24 protein-coding genes are annotated in these 19,310 nt (G+C 35.7%); 1 reads left to right on the top strand and 23 read right to left on the bottom strand.

Annotated elements, in window-relative coordinates; genetic code table 11:
* The 14 genes from E7K77_RS01555 to cobU form a co-directional block, all read right to left on the bottom strand.
* A complete protein-coding gene (locus E7K77_RS01555) occupies positions 1-954 on the bottom strand; it encodes a Kae1-like domain-containing protein (protein ID WP_004697239.1) in 954 nt (317 codons plus the stop codon).
* Complete coding sequence (nusB, locus tag E7K77_RS01550; RefSeq protein WP_215675661.1) at positions 954-1,358, bottom strand: transcription antitermination factor NusB; 405 nt, start codon at positions 1,356-1,358, stop codon at positions 954-956. The genes E7K77_RS01555 and nusB overlap by 1 nt, the downstream gene beginning before the upstream one ends.
* Positions 1,348-1,743, bottom strand: coding sequence for an Asp23/Gls24 family envelope stress response protein (locus tag E7K77_RS01545; RefSeq protein ID WP_004695803.1), 396 nt, complete (start codon positions 1,741-1,743; stop codon positions 1,348-1,350). The genes nusB and E7K77_RS01545 overlap by 11 nt, the downstream gene beginning before the upstream one ends.
* A gap of 11 nt (positions 1,744-1,754) precedes the next feature.
* Entirely contained in the window at positions 1,755-2,135 is a 381-nt protein-coding gene (locus tag E7K77_RS01540; RefSeq protein WP_004695801.1) for an Asp23/Gls24 family envelope stress response protein, read from the bottom strand.
* A gap of 135 nt (positions 2,136-2,270) precedes the next feature.
* Positions 2,271-2,828: an elongation factor P gene (efp, locus tag E7K77_RS01535; RefSeq protein ID WP_004695799.1), complete on the bottom strand. Its 558-nt coding sequence runs from the start codon at positions 2,826-2,828 to the stop codon at positions 2,271-2,273.
* A gap of 15 nt (positions 2,829-2,843) precedes the next feature.
* On the bottom strand, positions 2,844-3,917 hold the full coding sequence (locus tag E7K77_RS01530) for a M24 family metallopeptidase (RefSeq protein ID WP_287540549.1): 1,074 nt from the start codon (positions 3,915-3,917) through the stop codon (positions 2,844-2,846).
* A 70-nt stretch (positions 3,918-3,987) separates the two neighbouring features.
* Complete coding sequence (locus tag E7K77_RS01525; protein ID WP_008713895.1) at positions 3,988-4,686, bottom strand: pseudouridine synthase; 699 nt, start codon at positions 4,684-4,686, stop codon at positions 3,988-3,990.
* Positions 4,686-5,324: an alpha-ribazole phosphatase gene (cobC, locus tag E7K77_RS01520; protein ID WP_004697091.1), complete on the bottom strand. Its 639-nt coding sequence runs from the start codon at positions 5,322-5,324 to the stop codon at positions 4,686-4,688. Before cobC ends, E7K77_RS01525 begins: the two co-directional genes overlap by 1 nt.
* 7 nt (positions 5,325-5,331) lie before the next feature.
* A complete protein-coding gene (locus tag E7K77_RS01515; RefSeq protein WP_325305980.1) occupies positions 5,332-6,462 on the bottom strand; it encodes a pyridoxal phosphate-dependent aminotransferase in 1,131 nt (376 codons plus the stop codon).
* A 24-nt stretch (positions 6,463-6,486) separates the two neighbouring features.
* Complete coding sequence (locus E7K77_RS01510) at positions 6,487-7,371, bottom strand: GHMP family kinase ATP-binding protein (protein ID WP_004695788.1); 885 nt, start codon at positions 7,369-7,371, stop codon at positions 6,487-6,489.
* A gap of 73 nt (positions 7,372-7,444) precedes the next feature.
* Entirely contained in the window at positions 7,445-8,338 is an 894-nt protein-coding gene (cobS, locus tag E7K77_RS01505) for an adenosylcobinamide-GDP ribazoletransferase (protein WP_004695787.1), read from the bottom strand.
* On the bottom strand, positions 8,338-9,330 hold the full coding sequence (gene cbiB / locus E7K77_RS01500) for an adenosylcobinamide-phosphate synthase CbiB (RefSeq protein WP_004695785.1): 993 nt from the start codon (positions 9,328-9,330) through the stop codon (positions 8,338-8,340). The genes cobS and cbiB overlap by 1 nt, the downstream gene beginning before the upstream one ends.
* A 12-nt stretch (positions 9,331-9,342) precedes the next feature.
* The gene (locus E7K77_RS01495) at positions 9,343-10,860 is read right to left on the bottom strand and encodes a cobyric acid synthase (protein WP_302942753.1); all 1,518 of its coding nucleotides are present in this window, start codon (positions 10,858-10,860) and stop codon (positions 9,343-9,345) included.
* On the bottom strand, positions 10,853-11,431 hold the full coding sequence (gene cobU / locus E7K77_RS01490; RefSeq protein ID WP_302942754.1) for a bifunctional adenosylcobinamide kinase/adenosylcobinamide-phosphate guanylyltransferase: 579 nt from the start codon (positions 11,429-11,431) through the stop codon (positions 10,853-10,855). The genes E7K77_RS01495 and cobU overlap by 8 nt, the downstream gene beginning before the upstream one ends.
* A gap of 63 nt (positions 11,432-11,494) precedes the next feature.
* Here cobU and E7K77_RS01485 point away from each other — a divergent pair, with 63 nt between their 5' ends.
* The gene (locus E7K77_RS01485) at positions 11,495-11,830 is read left to right on the top strand and encodes a hypothetical protein (protein WP_004695781.1); all 336 of its coding nucleotides are present in this window, start codon (positions 11,495-11,497) and stop codon (positions 11,828-11,830) included.
* Positions 11,831-11,876: 46 nt separating this feature from the next.
* Here E7K77_RS01485 and E7K77_RS01480 read toward each other — a convergent pair whose 3' ends face one another.
* From E7K77_RS01480 to E7K77_RS01440, 9 genes are all read right to left on the bottom strand, one after another.
* Positions 11,877-12,392, bottom strand: coding sequence for a cob(I)yrinic acid a,c-diamide adenosyltransferase (locus E7K77_RS01480; protein WP_012864346.1), 516 nt, complete (start codon positions 12,390-12,392; stop codon positions 11,877-11,879).
* 63 nt (positions 12,393-12,455) lie between these two features.
* Positions 12,456-12,863, bottom strand: a complete 408-nt coding sequence (gene ndk, locus E7K77_RS01475; RefSeq protein ID WP_012864345.1) for a nucleoside-diphosphate kinase — start codon at positions 12,861-12,863, stop codon at positions 12,456-12,458.
* A gap of 22 nt (positions 12,864-12,885) precedes the next feature.
* Positions 12,886-13,761 (bottom strand): zinc metalloprotease HtpX, encoded by an 876-nt coding sequence (gene htpX / locus E7K77_RS01470; RefSeq protein WP_012864344.1) that lies wholly within the window; start codon positions 13,759-13,761, stop codon positions 12,886-12,888.
* 55 nt (positions 13,762-13,816) lie between these two features.
* Entirely contained in the window at positions 13,817-14,731 is a 915-nt protein-coding gene (gene thrB, locus E7K77_RS01465; RefSeq protein ID WP_325305972.1) for a homoserine kinase, read from the bottom strand.
* Positions 14,732-14,733: 2 nt separating this feature from the next.
* The gene (locus E7K77_RS01460) at positions 14,734-16,023 is read right to left on the bottom strand and encodes a homoserine dehydrogenase (RefSeq protein WP_316704329.1); all 1,290 of its coding nucleotides are present in this window, start codon (positions 16,021-16,023) and stop codon (positions 14,734-14,736) included.
* A gap of 24 nt (positions 16,024-16,047) precedes the next feature.
* On the bottom strand, positions 16,048-16,497 hold the full coding sequence (locus E7K77_RS01455) for an ACT domain-containing protein (protein WP_004695770.1): 450 nt from the start codon (positions 16,495-16,497) through the stop codon (positions 16,048-16,050).
* A gap of 13 nt (positions 16,498-16,510) precedes the next feature.
* Positions 16,511-17,503 carry a lysylphosphatidylglycerol synthase transmembrane domain-containing protein gene (locus E7K77_RS01450; protein WP_325305966.1) on the bottom strand — a complete coding sequence of 331 codons (993 nt, stop codon included), beginning with the start codon at positions 17,501-17,503 and terminating at the stop codon, positions 16,511-16,513.
* Positions 17,500-18,354 (bottom strand): ChbG/HpnK family deacetylase, encoded by an 855-nt coding sequence (locus tag E7K77_RS01445; protein ID WP_120054764.1) that lies wholly within the window; start codon positions 18,352-18,354, stop codon positions 17,500-17,502. The genes E7K77_RS01450 and E7K77_RS01445 overlap by 4 nt, the downstream gene beginning before the upstream one ends.
* Before the next feature lie 161 nt (positions 18,355-18,515).
* A complete protein-coding gene (locus tag E7K77_RS01440) occupies positions 18,516-19,310 on the bottom strand; it encodes a TrmH family RNA methyltransferase (protein ID WP_325305962.1) in 795 nt (264 codons plus the stop codon).

Below are 19,310 nucleotides of genomic sequence, written 5' to 3'. Positions count from 1 at the left end.
TTATCCTCTAGATTCTTGTAAATAAGCAGCACCAAAAGCATTACCTGTGGCATTATCAACAGAGAATTGTGGTTGCGCCACATGTAATTGGAGATGATTTCGTTTACAATAGGTTTCCATCCGCTTACGAAGTAAACTATTACTCATCACACCACCTACAGCAATGAGTGCACGTACAGATTTCTCTTTAGTATGATAAGTAATCATTTTTTCTAGAGCATTTCCAATGGAAGTAAAAACAGCTCTAGCTAACTTAGATTTATCCATCTCACTCATAGCGTTATTTATACGTCGCATAGCAGCACTACAAGGACCGGCAAAGCTAATCCATCCGTCTTTTACAGATGATGGCAATGGTTCATATTCTGTAGTTTGTAATGCTAATGCCTCTAAATGTTTACCTGCAGGAAATGGTAAGCCCAATGCGACACCTATACGATCAACATATTGCCCCCCTTGTAAATCTTTAGAACCACCAACGATGTGAGATTCAAAAATACCGTTTCCTTGATAATGGCAATATACTAGTTCTGTCGTGCCACCTGATAGATGTAATGCCAAAAAAGGCTCATTAGGAATATTTTTTAAATCCCTCAAAGCAGCTAATATATGATTCTCTTGATGTGCAAAAATATGTAAAGGCACATTCATAAGATGACTCAAGGTTTCTCCTTGGCCTAACCCAACCATAAAGGCTGGCATATACGAATTTTCTTCGCGCCGTGGAAAACCACTAACACCTATACCGCTAATCGATACCTGAGGCAACTCTGACATTAACTTAGGCAATGCCTTTGTATGCTGAAAGACCATATTTGATTGTTGTAGTCCTCGCTCACCCAGTTTTACCTCTAAGATTTTACGTGCTTCCCCTACTATGTGAAAGTCGCTATCTACAATGGCACAACTTGTAGTGTAACAACTCGTATCAATGCCTAAGTAATATCGTTTCATTATTTACTCTTATTATATGCGTCTAAGATTGCATTAATTAATTTATAAGATGCATCAGAGCCAAACTCTTTAGCTAATTGAATGGCTTCATTAATAGCAATAGATGGCTCTAAAGGTTCCACTTTATTGTTCATTTCCCAAACGGCAATACGTAAGATAGAACGATCCACCTTATCTAAATTTGCTACTTTACGAGATTTACAGAATGGCTGTAATGTAGCATCAATTGCTTCAGTGTTTGATAGTACACCCTCTATAATACTATTTGCATATGCCTTATCCATTGCTTTATGAATGTTTCCTTCAGGAAATTGAACATCATTTTGATCAGTATGAAATTCATTGGCATATAACATTTGGAATGCGTATTGACGAGCCTCTCGCCGATTTCGCTTAGTTACCATGTAAAACTGGCTCCTTTTCTTTTACAATACCTTCAATATGCACATCAACCTTAATATGATCAAGATCTAGCATATTTTTTAAGGTTTGTTTGATTTCTAATTGCAATTGTTTTGATAATTCAATGAGATTATATCCATACAATGCTTTAATATAAATGTTAATTTCAATAAAACCTTTACGATGCTTTACATTGATACCAGGTAAGCTACGCTGACCAAAAGCATGTGTAATACCCTCTACCAACTCATCGTAAAAGCGTGGGCTTAAAGAATGAATACCAGGAATGGTTCCTAAAGTTTTTGTTGCTACATCAATGATGACAGAATCTGCAATATCAATGGTATCCGTGTCTAAACCATAATTTAATTGATTATCTGAACTCATAGAGATACCTCCTATGGCTGTTGAGGTGTTACTAAATCATCAAAAATAATGTCTTGTACAACTACATCAATAGTTTGAACCTCAATTTCTGTATAAGAGACTAAAGCAGTTTTAATGCGCTCTTGTAGACGTAAAACAACATCAGGAATACGATATCCATACTGAATGCACACATATAGTGTAACTGATATTGCTCCTTCATCGTTAAAGGATATCTTAACACCTTCATGATCGGATTTACGTCTAAAAAAAGTGTTAACGCCATCATTAAAGGTGGAACTCATATGATGAATTCCCTTTGTGTCAAGCGCTGTCATTGTTACAATTGTAGCATATACATCATCGTTAATCTTAATCTTACCCGACTCTAGTTCAGTATTTTTCTTGGTCATACTGGCCTCTTTCAAAAAAAGCACCTGTCCCTATATATAATTACATAGACGACAAGTGCTTACAGTGCAAATGTTACGATATATGGGGAATAAGATTCCTTGAAAAGATCTTGCCCCAATACATATCAATGAGTATTAGGCACGTTCGATGTATTGTCCTGTACGAGTATCAATACGAAGTACATCATCTACTTCAATGAAGAGAGGTACTTTTACAGTGTAGCCTGTTTCTAATACGGCTGGTTTATTACCACCAGTCGCAGTATCGCCACGGATACCAGGATCTGTTTCAACTACGCGAAGTTCAACAGCTACAGGTAAATCGATACCGATTACGATACCTTGGAAAAACATGATGGATACTTCCATATTTTCAAGAAGGAAGTTTTTAGCATCACCTAATTGTTCAAGGGTAAGTTCAACTTGATCATAAGTTTCGTTATCCATGAATGTATAAGAGCCATCAGATTCATATAAGTATTGCATACGACGACGATCAACATGTGCTTTAGGCACTTTTTCACCTGCATTAAATGTACGCTCAACTACAGAACCAGTTTGCAAGTTTTTCATTTTAGTACGTACGAATGCAGCACCTTTACCTGGTTTAACGTGTTGAAAATCAACTACTTGCCATACATTACCGTCAATTTCAACGGTTACACCTGGACGAAAATCATTACTGGAAATCATCTAACTCTTCTCCTTCTAAATACCTATTTCAATTAACTCTTTTGGACTATGTGTCAACACCTCATAGCCGTCAGATTTGACGATGACACTATCCTCTATTCTCAATCCGATAGTACCTGTTATATAAATGCCAGGTTCTACCGTAATGATCATATTTTCTGTAAATACCGTATCGGATTTAGTATTGGCTACTGGTTCTTCGTGAATCTCAAGACCTACGCCATGCCCAGTACCATGATTAAATTCCTTGGTATATCCATGTTCTTTAATATAATCACGACAAACTGCATCAAGTTCTTTACCAGTAATACCAGCCCGAACTGCAGCTACGCCACGTTTTTGTGCTTCTAAAACTATACCATACAGGTTCTTTTGTAATTCAGAGGCAGGCCCCATTACAATAGTTCTAGTCATATCAGAATGATAACCCTTATATACTGCACCAAAGTCAAAGGTAACAAAATCACCTGCTTCAATGACCTTATCACTGGCTACACCATGAGGCATACTAGAACGATTACCAGAAGCAACAATGGTTGCAAAGGAAGGTTCCTCTGATCCACGTTTTAACATTTCTGATTCTAATATAATGCGCGCTTCGTTTTCTGTCATCCCTACCTTTAGTTGTGGTAGCAAGGCAGCAAAAGCACCATCACCAATTTTAGCAGCTTTACGCAATAAGTCTAATTCATCTTCACGCTTAACCGCACGTAGTTTTGCAAAATTGATAGATGTAAAATTAAAGCGTTCATCTAATGTATCACATAAAGTTTCATACGTATCCACAGGCATTTGTTTGCCTTCTATACCGAATAAACCTTCGTGAATATGATGTTCATTGAATATATCTATAAGAGTATCCATAACAATTGTTTCATATTGAATAACTGTGTACCCTTCACATTGTTTTGTTGCTTGTTCAGTATATCTGAAATCAGTAATCATAAAGGCTTTATCTTGAGTAATGATAGCAAAGCCTGTAGTACCAGTAAAGCCTGCAAAATAATGTAAATTTATAGGGCTTATTAAAATGACGCCTGTTAATTCTTGCTCTTTAATATACTGTTGTAGCAGATTTAATCCATTCATAATCTTGCTCCTAGTCTATAAAGTACAATTAATCTTACCATAAAATACCTATATTGAATAGAATTTTATGCTACTTTTTAAAGCCCTCTATCTGTTCAACGGTCAATTCCATTGCAGAACCAACCTCTTCAATGCCACTTAAATCAATATGACCAATCGTAAGACGTTTCAAATATGTTACAGTACCACCTGCAGCACCAATCATGCGCTTAACTTGATGATACTTGCCTTCTTCAATTGTTACATGTACTGAATGTAACGATACAAATTCAATTTCTGCCGGTTTACATTGCGTACCATCTCCAAGAAGAATTCCCTCTTTAATACGTTGTATACCTTCATCAGATAGCGTTCCTTCAAATTCTACGTAATAAACCTTAGGCACATGTTTATTACCATTGATGATAGAATGTCCCCACACACCATCATTAGTTAATAGTAAAAGTCCTTCTGTATCCTTATCTAATCTGCCTACTGGAACTACTCCCATTTTTATGAATTCTGGAGGGAGTAAATCCATAACAACAGGGTGACTAGAATCTTCTACCGCTGTAACATAGCCCTTTGGCTTATGAAATTTTACATAATATAGTTGAGTAGTACTAACAATCTTACCATCAACAGCAACTATATCAACATCAATATCAATATGAGTATCTTTTTTCGTTGTTATACTGCCATTGATGGTAACCCTTCTATCTTTTATGATTTGATGGACTTCTTTTCGACTACCATAGGCTTTATTGGCTAATAATTTATCTAGTCGCATTATGCATGACCTTGTAATACATCTACGTGTGCTGTATCATTGAGCAAGTTTAAAATATTATGATCAAATTCTCCCATGCCATTATAGAATATACGATTAATTGCTGTATTACCTTGACTAAAATTCCAACAATGACTAATGGAAATATCTAATAATTTACACAATAATGTTCGTATAGTTCCACCATGACAAGCAATGAGAAGTGTTTCCTCCTCATTATTAACATTGATGAATTCCTCTAGACCTGCCCATGCACGGTCTTGTAAATTCTTAAAGCTTTCACCATTAGGAACCTTAACTAGATGTGGTCGCAAATACATTTCATCTATCAAACCAGGCCAACGATCTTCGATATCTGAAAATAACATAGCTTCCCAATCGCCAAAATTAAGTTCTCGTAAGCGTTTATCTACTGTAATAGGAGTAGTACGTTCACCGCGAATGACTTCAGCTGTAACTAAAGCACGACTCAAATCACTAGATAATATGCGATCAAATTTAACATCTTTAAGAGCCTGACCACATGCCTTTGCTTGATTTAAACCATTTTCATTAAGTGGAACATCTGTGATGCCTTGGTATTTTCCCATTTTGTTCCAATCAGTTTCACCATGGCGCACAATATACAATGTCTTCATAGTCTTCCTATACTTTCAAAATATCTGTTAATTTTTCTACTAACTTAACATTAGTATCATGATCTTTTATTGCAACGCGAACCCATTGATTATTTAATCCCATATAAGAATCACAGTTGCGAACAATCATATTATATTTTTTAAGCGCTTCATTAATCGACTCTGCTGTTATTCCTTCTTGTTCAATGTGGAACAACATAAAATTAGCTGAAGGCGGATATACAGTAATACCATCTATAGTATCTAATGAATTATACATAAAAAGTTGCTCTTCATGTAATACTTGTTTTGTTCGTTTCACATACTCTACATCATTCAAAGCCGCCTCTGTATAGGATTGAGCTAATGTGTTAACAGACCATGTAGGAATAAAACTATTTAGTTGCTCAATGATAAGAGGATTGCTGAAAGCAGCACCAATTCGTAGCCCTGGCACGGCATAGAATTTTGTAAAAGAATGAACCACAATAATATTATCAAACTCGTTAACTAGGGAGCGCATGGAGTATTCATTATCTTGTAATGTATCGTTACCAACAAAGTCGATAAAGGACTCATCTATAACAAGTAAACTATTAGCATCTTTCAGCATGCTTGCAATAGTAAGAATATGGTTCTTATCAAGTAACATACCATCTGGATTATTGGGATTACCTAGAAATACAATAATACGACCATCTTGCCCCTTTAACTCAGCTGCAAAAGTTTCTAATGCTAAATAAGGAACCTCAAAATAAGGTTTTCCATGTTCATCTTCCCGTGGTCGATAATAAATATCGCGTACTGGAATTCTACTTGCTTCTAAAGCCGCTTTATATTCAGAAAAACCTGGTGCGGGAACAAAAGCGCCCGTATAGCCAGGTAACCGACAAATTGCATATAATAGCTCTGCCGCTCCATTGCCAACTACAATTTGATTTTTATTCATACCATAGATATCAGCAATGGCATTTAATATATCATCATTTGTAGCATCCGGATAATGTGATATATATCGCAATTGAGATTCTAATGCAGATAAGCCACGTTGGCTAGGGCCTAGTGGATTGATATTAGCACTAAAGTCAATAACCTCATATGGTTCAATTCGTTGTTCATGGGCAAACTGAAAGATATTGCCCCCATGTATTTTAGACATACTATTCTCTTTCTATGAAATACTTTATCGTTTAATATAAGTTAATCCTTCATTCGTAGTTTCAACCGTATCTACATAGGTTAATTGTGGCAACTTACGCAAAATCTCATTCTTACAATCATCAATACGACCATAATCAACGGGGAATAATAGTCCCATAATGGTTCCGCTATGAGCGATGATTGTTCCCACACTATTATAAGAATTACCTACATCGTGAAAGTCATATAAATTAGGTTTATATAAAATACGCTGATTGCCAAAGGCACTCAATGTAGCAGCTTGGCCAATAAGCTTTATATCATGCGTTGTAAGACCCTGTTTAAACAAATCAAAGGATTCTTGTATAATAGATTCTTTTTCTAAAATTTTATTTTGTAAATCTGCTTGTTTATTAAAGCTAACTGTATCAATGCTACCGCCTTCGTCAAAAACGAGGATTTTTAAAGGTGGGCACATACCTAATGGCTTAGAGATAGTCCCTTTAATATAATCAAACTGAGTTACACCTTGATAAAAAGAGGCATCTGTAGGCTCTACAGATAGACAAATTTGCTCAAGTTCTTTTAATGATAAATCATAGTCCATGGCCAAAGCTGTAGCCATAGCTGTTACAGAAATATCTGCCGAACTTGAAGCCATGCCTTTTCCTTGTAGAATATCGGATCTTACATACACAGGCGGGCAAATTTGATTTTTCTTTTTTTCTTGGACCAACTCTTGTACTAATTTACGAGCTTGTGCCGATTTTGGTTGAAGTGCACAAAATTCTTTAGAAAAAGGTTGTATTACATTACTCAATGCGTAGGAGTATCGATTAATTGGACATGTCACTAAAAATGACTGACCATCAATAGAACCTTGTAGAAATTCCCCACATGTACCTGGGGCTCTTACATAATAGGTCACATTAAACTCCTTTCACATCAAATAAAGTATACGTTCTAAAAATATTAAAACTTTGAAAATCAAAAATTTAGAGTTAGAACATAGTTGGATTATTAACTACTGTAGCTGATAGTATAGATAAAATTATGCTATATACCAGTATCAATAATACTTCAGTTACTTCCACAACAAATCCATATGTATCACCAGTAGTGCCACCTAACGCTTTTACAATATAGCGGTTTAATAATCGGTTAATAATATACGTAATAATCATGCTAACAATATTGATTTGGAAAATACCTATAGTAGCATATACTAACACACCTAATCCTACCAAATATCCTACATCAGGTGCTGATAAAATTGCATAAGCACCATATAAAAGTGTATATAATACTAAACCGATTAATAGTAATAGAATAGGCATAAAGAACGTAGATATGGTGTTATAAGTAATAACATGTTTAGGTGCTAAATTAGCAAATGCTGCCCCCATCCCCTGTTCTCTAGCATATGGATAGGATCGAATACTAAAAACCATAGACCAACGGCTCATTAAAGGCATCATAATGAGTGCCATAGGAATAAATTCAGCCGATGGAATCGAAGCTAATAATTGCCATTTCAAAAGTGTAACAAATACAAAAGCAACAACTCCAAAGGAGCCTATACGACTATCTTTCATGATTTCTAGTTTACGTTCTCTTTCACGGCCGGAAAACAAACCATCGCTTGTATCCATCAAACCATCAGCATGAAGGCCACCAGTTATTAAAAACTCAGCCACAACGATAATTAACATCAATGGCATGATCGGAATAAATGGCGATAATACGCCATATAATATAGCTAATATGAGACCAATAATAAGGCCCACATAAGGAAAGGCTACAACAGATTTACCAAAGTCCTCTACAGACCATTCAGTTTGATTTACAATTTTTAAACGCGTTAAAAATTGTAGTGCTATAAAAAAAGGTGTCATTATACATTCATCCCATAGGTAATAACTGTACTAATGATGACCATTAGTATAGTCGTAACATACATCATATAAATTGTTCGAGTAATATGGTTACGGTTTAGCTTTTCAATAGGATCTCCCATATATTCACGGAAGGTCATTTTTTTAAAATACTGATTGTAACCACCTAAACGGATATGTAAGGCCCCTGCCACAGGTGCTTCTGCATACCCCCCATTAGGACTAGGATGTTTTTTTGCATCACGTAAACCGATTTCTATTGCCTTTTTAGCATCAAAGCGTAAAAAGAATGCAGAAATTACAAATAATACAAAGGTAATTCGGGCAGGAATCCAATTTAATATGTCATCAAAGCGTGCAGCTACGCGACCAAAGTACAAGTACTTTTGATTTTTATAGCCTAACATAGAATCCATAGTATTAGCAGTTCTATAAAGAATAGCCCCCATAGGGCCACCGATAATAAAAAAGAAAAAAGGTGCAATAATACCATCTACCGTATTTTCCGCGATTGTTTCTACTGTAGCCCGAGTGATTTCGCTTTCATCTAAGTCTTCCGTATCTCGTCCCACAATCCATGATAAACGTTTGCGAGCATCTACGATATTACCTTGTTTTATTAACTGACTAATGGTAAAACCTGCGCCAGCCAATGAACGTGGAGAAATGGCGATGTAGAGGATCACTACTTCGAAAGCATAGTATACCCATTCGTCTACTACTCCACCTAGCCATAACAATAAAGATACTATGATATATACCGATATAAGAATTAAACCTACTGCAATACCACCGTACCACAATTTCTTCGTATCATTATCAGTGTCTTTATAAAGAACGGCTTCAAAAAAAGATATTATACGTCCTATAATGGCCACTGGATGATATTTACTATTGGGATCCCCAATAATTAAATCCAATAAAAATGCTAAAACTGGTATGCACACAAAGTTATACTTTGAAAACCAGTGAAAAATTGCTAAATGTTCCATATATCTCCTCTACTATCCCAAGGTAGACATAATATAATCCATATCTAGATGTTCCTCCACAATATCAGCTAAGCGATTATATGCCGCATTTTTATGGTCAAAATAATGGAATACTACATCTAATGGTTGTAATCCCTTGCGTTCACGTAATTGATTGATAATAAAACGTCTAAACTCGTCATTATCAAATACACCGTGAATATATGTACCCATTACTTGATGATTACCATCAATAAAACCATCAATAACATTGACAGCCTCTTCACTGCGACTTGTAATTGTAAAGCAACGAGACACCGAATCTGCTAGTGGCGTAGTATCCCCCATATGAATTTCATAGCCTACTAAATTTTCCCCCCTAAAAGTACCATTTAAAAACTGTAAATTAGATACATTGAATTGTACTTGATGGGTAGTTTTTTGAGCCTTCATAGTCGTGGATGATTCAACAAGGCCAAGTCCTTCAATTTCCTCGATATCACCTTCCATATGATGCGGATCATAAATAGTTTTACCTAACATTTGGTTACCGCCACAAACACCGATAACAGGTGTACCTTGAGCAGCCAATTTTTTGATTTCATCAGCAAAGCCTGTATCACGTAAATATGTTAAGTCAGCCAATGTATTTTTAGAACCAGGTAATATAATTAAATCTGGCGTACCGATAACATCTCCAGGGCCTACAAAACGGACAGATACATCTGGCTCATAATTAAGTGCATCAAAGTCTGTAAAATTAGAGATTTTAGGTGTTTGCATAACTACGACCTGAATATCTTTAGTACCACTATTGCGTTTGTTCTCTAATGCAACAGAATCTTCTTCATCAATATCGAGGTTCTCAATGGCAGGAATAACACCTACCACTTTTTTACCTGTTTTTTCTTCAATAAATGTAAGAGCTGGTTCTAATAGTTTGATATCACCACGAAATTTATTGATAACGATACCTTTAATAAGATTGCGTTCTTCTGGTTCTAATAATTCTAAGGTACCAACAATGGACGCAATAGCACCACCTCGGTCAATATCTGCAATGAGAAAAACTGGAGCTTGAGTCATCTTGGCAATACGCATATTTACAATATCATTTGCTTTTAAGTTAACTTCTGCAGGACTACCGGCACCTTCGATAACCATCATATCAAAATTTGAGTCTAAGAAATCAATAGATTCTTTAACCTTATCTAAAGCGGTTAGTGAATATTTTGTATGATATTCTTTAGCACTATATACGCCAACAGGTTTCCCCATCAATACAACTTGAGACGATTGATTCCCTGTAGGTTTTAATAACACAGGATTCATTTGAACAATTGGATCAATACCAGCGGCTTCGGCTTGAGCGACTTGAGCACGACCAATTTCATCGCCCCATTTTGTCACATAAGAATTGAGGGCCATATTTTGTGCTTTAAAAGGAACGGTCTTAAAACCTTTTCTATAAAAAATACGGCATAATGCAGTACAAAGAATACTTTTACCTACATTAGAGCTCGTTCCTTGAAACATGATTTTCTTAGCCATTTATATGAACCTCCTGTGATTTCAATTCAATGGTAACACCACTAATTGTTAAATAGAGTTTATCTGCAACAGAAGCTACTGCTCGATTCACACGACCAGCAATATCTCTAAAATATCTAGCCAGTTTATTATCCGGCACAATACCTAACCCAATTTCATTGGTCACAAATATAACAGTTTTACCTTCACATGATTGTATCGAGTCTAATAAAATGTCTAATTCTGAAAGTATTGTCTGTTCTAACCGATTAGCATCTTCTTGACCACGAATGGATCCATAAGCCATCATGTGATTAGTAGTGAACATGGTTAAACAATCTATAAGAATTACATCTGCTGATTGACTGATATTTTCCCATTCATCAGCTAAATGTAAAGGTACTTCAAAATTATTCCATATTTTTCCTCGTCGCTCTTGATGTTTTTTGATGCGATCCACCATTTCCTCATCAAAAGCTTGGCCCGTAGCTACATAAGCTTTTTGACCCTTTGTAGCCAATGCTAAACGTTCAGCAAATTCACTTTTTCCACTGCGTGCCCCACCGGAACACAATATAATTTGTGATTTCATAATGCACCTATACAAGAATTTATAATTTCAGTATCATTATAAGTATAACAAAGGAGCGATACTATGGAAATTATGAATATGAAACTAAAAATGATGGCTACTTTATGGGATAACACATATCGTGTTGCCATCGATGACGGGCAAGGTAAATATATTGGTACTGCACGAGTAGTAGTAAATGTTCCGCTACCACCAGAAGCCTTACCAGAAAATGCACCTCAAGTTGAAGCACAACTCTTAGTATTAGTTGAAGACTTTGATTTCGGCGCTGATAAAATTATAAACTTTGAAACAACATTAGCCAATCTATTAAGAGAAAAATTCCGTTATGAAATTCCTCATATCTTTTTCTACTATCCTAGTCCTCAAGATGTTTTAAACCAAACAATTTCACAATAAGGTCTATAACGAGCAAAAAGCTATGTAAAATACATAGCTTTTTTGTTTATTCTGCTCCAAGTTCTTCCTCTACACGACACAAGATAAAGCAAAGGTCGGATAGACGATTTAAGTATTTTAAATTAGATTCGTGAACACTTTCACCAGCGTCTAATACCCGCCATAAAGCGCGTTCCGCACGTCGAGTAATCGTTCTAGCTACATGTAAGTAAGCAGAAGATTGTTTTTCACCGGGAATAACAAAACTAGATAAAGGTTCTAATTTTGCATCAAAGCGATCTATAACTTTTTCTAAATGCTTTACATATTGCTCAGTAATTACCGGAGCGGCATTTAAACTTGCAATATCAGCCATTAATGTCCATAAGTTGCGCTCAATATCGTATAATTCAGCAGAAACACGTGGATTTTCAGCATAAGCGCGAGCCAATCCTAAAAAAGCTTGTAATTCATCGATTGTACCATAAGCTTCTACGCGTAAAGATGATTTCTGTACACGTTCGCCCGTGTATAAACCAGTTGTACCAGCATCACCTGTTTTTGTATAAACGCTACTTGCCATATGATTACCTCCTATAGATAACATGGATGTAGAAATAAAAGCTAAAGAATCCCAACCTTGAGATTATTTGTATTCAGGGAACCAAAGATGAATTTCACGAGCAGCGGCTTCTGGAGAATCAGAAGCATGTACTACGTTAGCATCCATTGTTAGGGCATAGTCACCACGAATACTACCAGGGGCAGCATCTACAGGATTTGTTGCTCCGTTTAAAGCACGTACGGATACAATTGCGTTCTCACCAGCTAACACAAAAGCAAGAACTGGGCCTGATGTAATAAAATCAACTAATTCACCAAAGAATGGCTTTTCCTTATGTTCTGCATAGTGTTCTTTCGCTAATTCACGAGGTACTTGTAAGAGTTTTAATGCTTTAACAACAAGGCCTTTACGTTCATAACGGCTAAGGATTTCACCACTTAATTGACGTTTAACTGCATCTGGTTTAATTAAAACTAATGTTTCTTGCATGATACCCTCCAGTAGATACTAATTATAATATTGCCTTTTCTTTATACTTTGGATTCATAGCTTGTTTCTTTAACTTTTGAATACGTTCTTCCGTGCGAGGATGTGTACTAAAAAGATTGCTCAGGCTTTCACCAATTCCCATCATAGGGTTAATAATAAACATATGGGCTGTAGCATTACTTGCATTAGGCAATGCACCATGTTTAGAGTAGTAGTCAATTTTTGCAAGTGCAGAAGCCAGTGCTAATGGATTGCGACACATATCTCCGCCCCCCTCATCAGCTAAAAACTCACGAGTACGGGAAATACTCATCTGAATAAGACCAGCTGCGATAGGTGCAATAATGATTGTACCAAGAAGCGCCAAAGGGTTAGTACCTTCTCGATCATCGGAACGCCCAAATATGGCAGTAAATTGAAGTATATTGGCTATCATAGAAATAGCACCAGCCATCATAGCTGCAATTGTACTAATCAATGTATCTCGATTCTTAACATGTGTTAATTCGTGTGCAAGCACACCTTCTAATTCTTCATCAGTTAATAGACGTTGGATACCTTCTGTAACAGCAACTGCTGCATGACTAGGATTTCTACCTGTTGCAAATGCATTCGGTACTTCACTGGGAATGATATAAACCTTTGGCATTGGTAAATTACCATTTTTAGCCAATTGTTCTACCATTGCATATAGTTTTGGATTAGACTGTGCAGTAACAGGTTGAGCATTGTATTGGGCTAAAACGATTTTATCGCTGTACCAATAGGACATAAAATTCATACCCATGGATATGACAAACATCATAATCATACCGCTTCTGCCGCCAATCATATCACCAATAACCACTAAAATGGCTGTTAGCGTCGCTAATAAAAGTGTTGTTTTTATATTGTTCATAGTTTCCTCCAATTATTGTTATGGACTATGCCTAACACTATAATTATACCATAAACTATATAATTAACGCTCCAGTTGTATCAGCTTCTAAGCAATATATTTTATTTTCAATCTCATTTGCTGTGAATACGGTCCCCATAGCCTTTGCTACTTCTTGCACATGAGCTTTATCTACATAGGCAATCAAGGTAGAACCGGATCCGCTAATAGTAGCACCGTAAGCACCGGCAACTTTTGCAGCTTCAAAAACTTCATCACAATGAGGGATCAATATCTTACGATAAGGTACATGCAAGTTGTCATCTAAGGCAACAGATAAATTACTTAATTGATGCGTAATTAAGCTTGTTACAAATAATGTAGCATGACTTACATTTTGTACAGCTTCTTTAAATGGAATATGATTTGGTAGCACAGAACGAGCATATTCAGTAGATACCATGACTTCTGGTACTACAACAGCAAAATGTAGCTCCGGAGGAATAGAAATGACCGTGTTTAGTACCTTATTTTTTAAACCTGTAGCACAACATAAATTTCCGTAAATAGCTGGCGCTACATTATCTGGATGACCTTCCATACGATTTGCTATAACAAGTAACTCTTCTTTTGAAAGTGGATGCTTTACCAATGCATTCGCCAGTAAAAGCCCCCCTACGATAGCCGTACTACTACTACCTAGTCCACGAGATGGAGGAATTAAAGTTTCAGATGTTATATGACCATATCGAATTGGTTCTTGCGCAGTAGCAAAAACTTGATCCATAGCGAAGCCAATTAGATTCTTTTTAGGATCTTCAGCGCGTAAAATATCTGCGCCAAAGCCTTCAAAAGTATATGTATATTCTGTAGCATTTTCATCTGGTGTAAAGCTGAATATATTATAAAGATTAAGTGCTAATCCTAAGCAATCAAAACCTGGGCCACAGTTTGCACTAGTAGCAGGTACTTGTACACGAACAGTATTCATAATTAAGCTTCCATAATACGAATAACACTATTAACAGCCTTAACGGAACGCAAGCTATTAAAGGAGTCTATAAGATTTAAAATATAAGATCTTGGGCATTTAGATGTAACAATGGCAAGAACTGCAGTTTCTGGATCCATATTTCGTTGAACGATGGATAAAACAGAAATCTTTTGTTCTGCTAATTTTGCAGAGATTTTTGCTAGTACACCTGTTTTATTATCCACTGCTAAACGCAAGTAGTAACTAGATTGAATTTTACCTGGAGAATAAATATCTTTTTGATCGTAATAGAACGGTTTCAAACGTCCTGTTTCATTATAAGAGACATTCTTTGCCACTTCCATAATGTCAGATACTACAGAACTACCTGTCGGTAAGCTACCTGCACCACGACCATATAACATGACATCGTCGATACCATTGCCCTTAACATAAATTGCATTGTAGGATCCGCGAACAGATGCTAATGGGTGTGTCGTAGGAATAAATGCAGGATATACATTTAGAGATAATCCTTGAGCAGTTTCTTTAGCAATACCTAATAATTTAATATTGTAACCAAACTCTTTTCCAAATTTTATATCTTCAGTATCAATACAAGTAATACCTTCTACAGTTACATCTTCAAAGAAAATACGACGGTTAAAACTAATGGATGCAAGTATTGCCAATTTACGAGCTGCATCAAGGCCTTCAACATCAGCTGTAGGATCCGCCTCTGCATATCCTAACTCTTGTGCTTCTTTCAATACATCTTGATAGCTTAAACCTTCTTCAGACATTTTAGTCAAAATAAAGTTTGTAGTACCGTTCATAATGCCAATGATTTCAGTAATATGATTACCGGCTAACGATTCATATAATGTACGGATTATAGGAATACCACCTAAAACAGATGCTTCAAAACGTAAGTCTACCCCATTTTTACTCGCTAAGTCTAATAAGTATGGACCAGCTTCTGCTAATAAATCTTTATTTGCAGTTACCACATTCTTCTTAGCTTTTAAAGCACCTTCTACGCAATCCTTAGCAAAGTTTGTACCACCCATCAATTCCACTACCATTTGGATGGAATCGTCTTTTAACACTTCATCAATATCAGTTACATATTTAGCTGTTTCTGGTAATGTAATATGACTATATTTTTCTGGATTTCGTACATAAATTTTTGAAATTTCAACATTGACACCTGTACGATTTTTAATTAATTCAGCATTGTCTTGCAATAAGTTAAAAGTACCTTGTGCAACAGTACCAAAACCTAATAAAGCAATTTTTATAGTGGTCATAATCGTCCTACTCTCTTAATTAGCCTATGCTTGGCCTAAAATTTCTACCTTGATAATACCCTTCATAGAGCGAATATCTAGCAATAAATCTTCTAATGAACCTTGTAAATCCTTGGTTTCAAAAGAAATGCTACTATTCGCAATGCCTTGTAATGGAATATCTTGATTAATCGTTAAAATACTACCGTTACGTTCAGCAATGGCTTTCAAAACGCTTGATAACATACCAGATTCATTTGACATAGAAACATAAATACTAACAATTTTTCCTTGAGCAATTTCAAAAAATGGAAAAACATAATCCTTGTATTTATAATACGCAGATCGACTTAAATCCATTTTTTCAACTGCTTCGTTAATTGTTTTAACCTCACCTAGTTTTAGAATTTCTTTTACTTTTATCGTCTTTTTTATAGCCTCTGGTAAAATATCTTCTTGAACCAGATAAAATTTATCTTTTTTTGGTTTAGACATAGAGCACACTCCCTTATTGTTTTCTTGAAGTTTCTTGGGCAACGAATTGTCGTCCATATAATGTTAATACTGCATACATACCGATGAAGAATGGCATATACTCAGCCACAACACGCCATCCTACAGCGATGATTCCCACTGTTCCATTAGGTACAAAGGCACTAAATAATACTACAAATAGACCTTCTGCAATGCCTGTTCCCCCTGGGGTTGGTGCAAAATACAAAATAAAATTTAATAAAATCATGCGATCTAAAATATCGATAATAGGAATATCTGGTGTGAAAGCATACATTAAGGCGGGTGCAATACAATATAAGCATAATAAACTCAAACCAGATTCAATAAAAACTATTAAAGATTGGACAGGTTGTTTATAAAGTAAACCAAGACCTTGATTTAGTGTTTCTAATTTAGAAAGCCAATCTTTAGTGTTATGTGCTTTAAATCGTTGTGCTAGATTATAGACAAATTGACGCATATACTTAGTCTGTAATATATAAGTTCCCACTAAGGTCGCTATAACAGCAAGCACGGCAAAAATCAAAAGCATATCACGAGAGATATATGGAATTTCAATAGCATCTCGTAAGAATACTAATGGCAGCATAATGACCAAAAACATAATGGAAAATACGGTACGTATTAATACAATCGGTGTACCTTTAGATATAGGTACGCCATAACTTCTCAACACCAGTACTTGCGCGACAGCACCACCGCTAGCTCCAGGTGTCAACATAGCCATAAAATAATTACTAAAAATAACTCGTAGCACTGCTCGTATCGATAACTTGTAACCACCAATTTTTACGAGCCTTTGAAGTCGTAATCCATCAAAATACATACCTGCTACTAAAGCAACTAAAGCTAATAATAAGGAAATACTATTAAAAGATGATATGGCTTTCAATGCATCTAAATCAATAGTATAGTAAATAATACCAATTGATACAGCCAATAACAAGAGAAACATAAAGATGCCTCTCTTCATCATTTTACTCATACCAAGTCTCCATAATTAATGAGCTCTATATCATGTTGACTTATATATAATCGCGTATGACTGGAACAGAGTGCATGCAACTCATCTTCCCAATGATAACCCCAATTATAAAGCTTACTAAGAATACTACTATTACTACCTGGGTGAACCATCAATTCATGTGTACCAGAATGTTTATTTACCGCTTTTAGGATACCCATTAGAGATTTCTGATTTATATGACCTCCATTTACCATGCCCCAAAAATATTGGGTTGTAGTCATACAATTATTTCGTATGATTGGTCGCGCATTAGCCGCAACCGTTGATAAACCAACTTTACCAAGAAATCGAATTGGGGAATACATATAATTCATAAAACCAGTAGACTCATCGGGTATACGTATAGCATGTATACCAAAGGATTTTGCCTGTTCAATCACAATTGGCAATACCGTTGGTAACACATGCAAATGTTGATGTCCATCAATATGAGTTACCCTTAAGCCGGTATCCATTATTTGAGCTATTTGTGCATGAATCTCTTTACGTAATTCACTATAATTGATTTTGCCAGAGTAAATACGTTTAATAAATTCTACATAGTTCTCTGGAAATACACCTTCTGGTGTGAGAAGTGATGAAACTTCTGATGGATCACATACTGGTTTGACCCCACCCACCAAGGTAATATGAATACCAATGCCCAACTTAGGGTTTTGTTTTGCCATACTTACGGCTTCTGTAAAAGCTTCTCCTCCTGCCATTAAAGAGGTACTGGTAATAATACCTCTACGGTGACCATCAATAATACCAGCATTAACTGCACTATGAAGGCCAAAATCGTCTGCATTTACAATTAATTTGGACATAGTTATCTTCCTTTTCATGAAAAAAAGGGAGAACTTTGTTCTCCCACAAAGGATATATGTTATTTTACCAAATACACAACTAAAAAATCAATACAAAAGCCCTCTACTTGTTTACTAGTAGAGGACTTTTTATAAGGTCATAAAATTTTATCATATATATACTAAGGCATTAATTGTTCTTGTACTTTATACATACATAATGCAGCAGCTACGCTTACATTTAAGGATTCCATATCACCATACATAGGAATCATAATACGATTTGTACATAGATTCATAACCCCTGGTGTTACACCATTTCCTTCGTTTCCTAATACTAGCATAGTTCGCTTAGCATAACTTACAGTATGATAAGGATTGGAATGTTCTAAAGCTGTTACATAGCTAGTCATATTAGACTCGGTTACCATATCATGTAACAGAGATAACGTAATGTCTTCATATAAAGGTATTTTATGTAAGGCGCTAATGGTACTGCGGACTGTCTTGTCATTAAAAGGGTCCACAGTTCCTTTCATCAAAAATATACCTTTTACACCTGCTGCAACTGCTGTACGAATTATGGTACCTAGATTGCCAGGATCTTGAACTCCATCTAATGTAATATATAAACCATCATCAATGTGAATGCTTTCCATATCGTATTTTGGTTTTGATACAATAGCAACTACACCTTGTCCATTTACGGTATTATCCACCTTATCAAATATTGGATCTTGTGCAATAAATTTAGGTACAAATTGAACAGTATCTAAGTCTAATAAATCTAATACATGTTTATCTTGCGCTTTAGATTCACGTATAACAATTGTTTTTACTGCCCCCATAGCTGCAATATCTCGAATAGATCGAATACCTTCAACAATGTACTCTCCATATTTTTGGCGATTTTTACGCTGCCCTAAAGAGATAATTCGCTTAATGGTCTTATTATCTTTAGATTGGATATATTCCAT

Origin of the sequence: Veillonella parvula, from assembly GCF_032577575.1 — a bacterium.
In the GTDB taxonomy this organism is placed as follows: Bacteria; Bacillota; Negativicutes; order Veillonellales; family Veillonellaceae; genus Veillonella.
Note: the sequence above shows the minus strand (reverse complement) of the source record. Positions and strands in the feature narration are given on the sequence as shown.

What these genes read in the sequence shown, in the direction of transcription:
- E7K77_RS01555 (WP_004697239.1), bottom strand. Translation starts at nt 954, where the DNA reads ATGAAACGATATTACTTAGGCATTGATACGAGTTGTTACACTACAAGT.
- nusB (WP_215675661.1), bottom strand. Translation starts at nt 1,358, where the DNA reads ATGGTAACTAAGCGAAATCGGCGAGAGGCTCGTCAATACGCATTCCAA.
- E7K77_RS01545 (WP_004695803.1), bottom strand. Translation starts at nt 1,743, where the DNA reads ATGAGTTCAGATAATCAATTAAATTATGGTTTAGACACGGATACCATT.
- E7K77_RS01540 (WP_004695801.1), bottom strand. Translation starts at nt 2,135, where the DNA reads ATGACCAAGAAAAATACTGAACTAGAGTCGGGTAAGATTAAGATTAAC.
- efp (WP_004695799.1), bottom strand. Translation starts at nt 2,828, where the DNA reads ATGATTTCCAGTAATGATTTTCGTCCAGGTGTAACCGTTGAAATTGAC.
- E7K77_RS01530 (WP_287540549.1), bottom strand. Translation starts at nt 3,917, where the DNA reads ATGAATGGATTAAATCTGCTACAACAGTATATTAAAGAGCAAGAATTA.
- E7K77_RS01525 (WP_008713895.1), bottom strand. Translation starts at nt 4,686, where the DNA reads ATGCGACTAGATAAATTATTAGCCAATAAAGCCTATGGTAGTCGAAAA.
- cobC (WP_004697091.1), bottom strand. Translation starts at nt 5,324, where the DNA reads ATGAAGACATTGTATATTGTGCGCCATGGTGAAACTGATTGGAACAAA.
- E7K77_RS01515 (WP_325305980.1), bottom strand. Translation starts at nt 6,462, where the DNA reads ATGTCTAAAATACATGGGGGCAATATCTTTCAGTTTGCCCATGAACAA.
- cobS (WP_004695787.1), bottom strand. Translation starts at nt 8,338, where the DNA reads ATGACACCTTTTTTTATAGCACTACAATTTTTAACGCGTTTAAAAATT.
- cbiB (WP_004695785.1), bottom strand. Translation starts at nt 9,330, where the DNA reads ATGGAACATTTAGCAATTTTTCACTGGTTTTCAAAGTATAACTTTGTG.
- E7K77_RS01495 (WP_302942753.1), bottom strand. Translation starts at nt 10,860, where the DNA reads ATGGCTAAGAAAATCATGTTTCAAGGAACGAGCTCTAATGTAGGTAAA.
- cobU (WP_302942754.1), bottom strand. Translation starts at nt 11,431, where the DNA reads ATGAAATCACAAATTATATTGTGTTCCGGTGGGGCACGCAGTGGAAAA.
- E7K77_RS01485 (WP_004695781.1), top strand. Translation starts at nt 11,495, where the DNA reads ATGGAAATTATGAATATGAAACTAAAAATGATGGCTACTTTATGGGAT.
- E7K77_RS01480 (WP_012864346.1), bottom strand. Translation starts at nt 12,392, where the DNA reads ATGGCAAGTAGCGTTTATACAAAAACAGGTGATGCTGGTACAACTGGT.
- ndk (WP_012864345.1), bottom strand. Translation starts at nt 12,863, where the DNA reads ATGCAAGAAACATTAGTTTTAATTAAACCAGATGCAGTTAAACGTCAA.
- htpX (WP_012864344.1), bottom strand. Translation starts at nt 13,761, where the DNA reads ATGAACAATATAAAAACAACACTTTTATTAGCGACGCTAACAGCCATT.
- thrB (WP_325305972.1), bottom strand. Translation starts at nt 14,731, where the DNA reads ATGAATACTGTTCGTGTACAAGTACCTGCTACTAGTGCAAACTGTGGC.
- E7K77_RS01460 (WP_316704329.1), bottom strand. Translation starts at nt 16,023, where the DNA reads ATGACCACTATAAAAATTGCTTTATTAGGTTTTGGTACTGTTGCACAA.
- E7K77_RS01455 (WP_004695770.1), bottom strand. Translation starts at nt 16,497, where the DNA reads ATGTCTAAACCAAAAAAAGATAAATTTTATCTGGTTCAAGAAGATATT.
- E7K77_RS01450 (WP_325305966.1), bottom strand. Translation starts at nt 17,503, where the DNA reads ATGAGTAAAATGATGAAGAGAGGCATCTTTATGTTTCTCTTGTTATTG.
- E7K77_RS01445 (WP_120054764.1), bottom strand. Translation starts at nt 18,354, where the DNA reads ATGTCCAAATTAATTGTAAATGCAGACGATTTTGGCCTTCATAGTGCA.
- E7K77_RS01440 (WP_325305962.1), bottom strand. Translation starts at nt 19,310, where the DNA reads ATGGAATATATCCAATCTAAAGATAATAAGACCATTAAGCGAATTATC.